Consider the following 1794-nt stretch of genomic DNA (forward strand, 5'->3'; position numbering starts at 1 on the left):
CAGCTGTCAAGCATCAGCCGAAACACTGTCAGGCATCACCCGAAGCTGAAATGTCAAGCATCAGCCGAGGTCATACAAACAGGTTGTGGGGCGGGCGGGGCTCGAACCCGCGACCAACGGATTATGAGTCCGCGGCTCTAACCAACTGAGCTACCGCCCCCGTGTGACGCGGCCACCATGGTCGCATGCCGGGCCGCAACCGAAACAAGCACCGTCAGCCGAACACCGTCTCACCATTGGCGCGGATCAGGTAACGCTCGGTGCCGTGCTCGACCCGCGGAGCGTCGGCACCCAACGCCACCGCCACCTTGTTGCTGGCATTGCGCATGATGTCGAACGTCAGCTCGACGGCCTCTGCCTCGGAGAACCGGGAACGCACCTCGGCGACGTCGTCGGCGACGAGGTGCGCCGGACTCCAAATTAACGCATCCGTATACCGCAGCGCTGCTTTTGCGCGGTCGTCAAGCAACGCCGAGGTCTCGAAGCGCTCGAGGTCGTCGTACAACGTCTCTGATCCCCCGGCATCGAGTGCGGTGCGCTCGCGCAGCGACTTGCACAGCCGGCAGTTGTGCTGGGCTGCGCCGCGCAGCCGGACCAGCTCGGAGGTCACCGGATCCAAAGAACGCATTCGGGCCACCGCGGGCAAAAACTCGTTGAACACCGCATCGGACGGATCGGCGTGCTCCCACGAGATCGGTCCGTTCACCCAGCCGAGATACTCCGAACCGATACCCAGCGCTTCCAGCCCGGCCCGCACCCGGGGCACAAAGTCAGCGATATACATTACAACGACAGCACCGAAAGTACTGTCCCCCAGCACTTTCCACAGCCGCGACCGCTGTTCGTCAGTGATCACCGAGACGTCCACACTGAACTGCTCGGCAAACTCGGCAACCGTGGTCTCGGCCTCCGACACCGGTCCGTCAACCTCGACATCGGCGGGCAACGGCGGCAGCGACAGCGCCTGCGCACACACCCGTCGCACTAGGGCGGTAAGGCGACCAGACGACAACGCCACCAGCCGCGCGAGCTGATCTTTGTCAACGGAAACCGGAGCCACCATCGATCCTACGGTAGAGCGCGCGACACCCGACAGCAATCCGCTACTGCGCCTGGCTCACCGAAGACATGTGGAAGTCCGGTATCCGCAACGACGGCATCGCCGCGCGGGTCACCCAATCCCCCCACTCCCGGGGCAGGGTCTTCTCGCTGGCACCGGCTTCGGTGGCCCGCCTCAAGAGATCCAGCGGGCTTTCGTTGAACCGGAAATTGTTGACCGCCGCCGTCACCTCGCCGTCTTCGACGAGGTAAACGCCGTCCCGGGTCAGCCCCGTCAGCAGCAGCGTGGCGGGATCGACCTCGCGGATGTACCACAGGGTAGTCAGCAGCAGACCGCGTTCGGTCGAAGCGATCATGTCCGCCAAATCGGCAGAGCCGCCGGTCATCACGATGTTGTCGGCCGCCACCGCCACGGGCTCGTCGTATTTGGCGGCGGTGGCCCGCGGATAGGCCAGCGCGTTGATCACCCCGTTGCGGATCCAGTCCACCTGGTTGATTTCCATTCCGTTGTCGAACACCGACACCGTCTCCGAAGAATTGCTCACCGCGACAAACGGCGTGCACGCCAGGCCGGGCGCGGACGGATCGGAGAACAACGTCAGCGGCAAATCGGTCAGCCGCTCCCCCACCCGCGTCCCACCGCCGGGCGCCGAGAATGCCGTCCGGCCCTCCTGCGCGCCCCGCCCGGACATCCTCCATGCCAGGTGGATCATCATGTCGGCCACCGTGGACGGT

2 protein-coding genes and 1 tRNA gene are annotated in these 1794 nt (G+C 64.9%); all 3 read right to left on the bottom strand.

Features of this window, described 5'->3' with window-relative positions; all coding sequences use genetic code 11:
• Positions 1–86: 86 nt before the first annotated feature.
• A tRNA-Ile gene (locus tag A5791_RS16415) sits at positions 87–160 on the bottom strand.
• Positions 161–214: 54 nt separating this feature from the next.
• Positions 215–1063 carry a carboxymuconolactone decarboxylase family protein gene (locus A5791_RS16420; protein ID WP_067238951.1) on the bottom strand — a complete coding sequence of 283 codons (849 nt, stop codon included), beginning with the start codon at positions 1061–1063 and terminating at the stop codon, positions 215–217.
• Between the two features lie 40 nt (positions 1064–1103).
• On the bottom strand, positions 1104–1794 hold a 691-nt coding region (locus A5791_RS16425), incomplete at its 5' end, for a metallopeptidase TldD-related protein (RefSeq protein ID WP_231995926.1).

This window comes from Mycobacterium sp. 852002-51163_SCH5372311, from assembly GCF_001667115.1.
Classification (GTDB): Bacteria; Actinomycetota; Actinomycetes; order Mycobacteriales; family Mycobacteriaceae; genus Mycobacterium.